Genomic DNA, 1924 nt, shown 5'->3' with positions numbered 1-1924 from the left:
TAATAGTGGGTTCGATCATTTTATTAATGTTGGTTTTTTTGAAGGACGCGATGAAAGAACTACTGCATTTGATGAACGATTTTATCTAGCATCTAATCCTGGTGTAGCCTTAGCAGTAGAAAATGGTATTTTTAACAGTGGGTTTGAACATTTTATATTGTTTGGTGAAGCTGAAGGGCGAGCTGGAAATTAGTCATAAGGTCAAAAGTCAAAAGTCATGCATTCAAAAGTTAAAAGTTATACCAATTTAATAAATGTTTGTTACAAATGGTAGAAGTAAGAAAGAAGGAAGAAGGAAGAAGGAAAAAGGGATAAATTTTGAAAAAAAGGGAAAAAAAATAGAGATAACTATCTCAAATGAACTGAACTAGCTATTTTTAAGCGTACCCGATCGATATCTACCTTTTTGTAGCATTCTTTTTTTAAATTGGTATTAGAAGTTAAAAGTTATCAGGACTTACGCAAATTGTTAGACAATACGCTACCTGTAGAAGGCGAATGCCATTTGCCCCTACTATATGTAGAGTTTCTGCGTAAGTCCTGGTTATATCAAATCCGTTGGCTACTGTTCTACCGAACATGATATAATATAGTTCTATTGTCGTTATACAATGGTTAAGGGCAAATGCCATTGGCTAACGCCAAACTCCGAATTGCGCCCCTACAATATGGACTCTTATCTTTAAAATTTAGTACACTATCAATAATGTCTATTAACCAAATAACCTAATATCATCAATAATTAATTTATTAGGTTCGCTGCCAAAACTGACAGATTGAGCAAATCCGTTAAAATTAATTTGTTGCTCTTCAGGAGTTAAAACATAAGCGCCAGGAGTTGCTAAGGAATCAGAAGTTCGATCTAGAATTTCATTAGCTAAGACATTTCCAGTAGCATTCGGACCATCATAGACAACTACTTGATGATTAACGAAAGGAGAAGCATAACGGAATGATAATTCTGAGAAACCATCAGGCACATTCATAATAATTGAATTTCCCTGAGAGTAAGTAATAGCTCTACCTTGACTAGCAGGATTTACATCTACTACAGAGTCAGTAAAATTACCACTACCTGTCTGGGCGAAACTAACTATTCCCAAGGCATTATTAAATGTTACTCCTGTTAAAGGATCGATAGGGTACTCCCGTAGATCACCAGCACTATCAAAGTCAATTTCTCTAACAGCAAGTGTATCGTTAATATTAATAGTAGCAGCATTTACCCCACCAACTATGTAGCTATTATTCCCACTAGGTTGAAGATTTAGGTTAACTGTTTCTACAGGTTCAGGAATTCCATCTGCTATGGAATTAATATTAATAACTGCACTGTTAGTTCCCGCAGGAATAGTCACAAATGGTAATGTTATTGCTTGATAATCTATACCATTGGTGGCTGTACCGCCAATAGTATAATTAATAGCAATATTGTTATTTTGAGGACTATTAATGCTGAAAATAAATTGACCAGGTACTCCTCCCTCTGTGATATTGGGGTTAATAGTATTGACAGCGACTACTGGCAATGGCAAAGGAAGTGTCTCAATATCATTAATATTAATAGAGCAGTATTAATCTCACCTAAATTGTAAGTATCACTATCTTGAAGAGTTAGATTAACTGTTTCTACAGGTTCAACAATTACATCATCTTCTATTATGGCATTAATATCAATAGGTACACTGGTGCTTCCAGCAGGAATAAGCACACTCAATGGTATGGTTGTATAGTCCAAACCATTGGTAGCTGTACCGTCAACAGCATAATTAACCACAATGTCGTTATTTTGAAGACTATTAATATTAACAAAAAATTGACCTGTTTGTCCTTCTGTGATATTGGGAGTGAAAGTATTAATAGTGACTATTGGCTCAATAGAATCTTCTCCTGGTATATTATCACCACGTTCAAGCACAGCCCA

Annotated in this window: 2 protein-coding genes and 1 pseudogene; 1 reads left to right on the top strand and 2 read right to left on the bottom strand. The window is 35.1% G+C overall.

What is annotated here, in order from left to right:
• Nucleotides 1-193: pseudogene (locus F6K13_RS30985) on the top strand (hypothetical protein); the annotation flags it as partial.
• 520 nt (nt 194-713) lie between these two features.
• Here F6K13_RS30985 and F6K13_RS30980 read toward each other — a convergent pair.
• Both F6K13_RS30980 and F6K13_RS30975 read right to left on the bottom strand, forming a co-directional pair.
• Nucleotides 714-1529: a hypothetical protein gene (locus tag F6K13_RS30980; RefSeq protein WP_287289556.1), complete on the bottom strand. Its 816-nt coding sequence runs from the start codon at nt 1527-1529 to the stop codon at nt 714-716.
• Nucleotides 1520-1924 (bottom strand): Calx-beta domain-containing protein (locus tag F6K13_RS30975; RefSeq protein ID WP_287289554.1); only part of this gene is annotated, 405 nt, incomplete at its 5' end. The genes F6K13_RS30980 and F6K13_RS30975, both read right to left, overlap by 10 nt.

This window comes from Okeania sp. SIO2B9, assembly GCF_010672505.1.
GTDB classification, from domain to species: domain Bacteria; phylum Cyanobacteriota; class Cyanobacteriia; order Cyanobacteriales; family Microcoleaceae; genus Okeania; species Okeania hirsuta.
The sequence above is the reverse complement of the archived record's forward strand: the minus strand, read 5'-3'. Positions and strand labels throughout refer to the sequence as shown.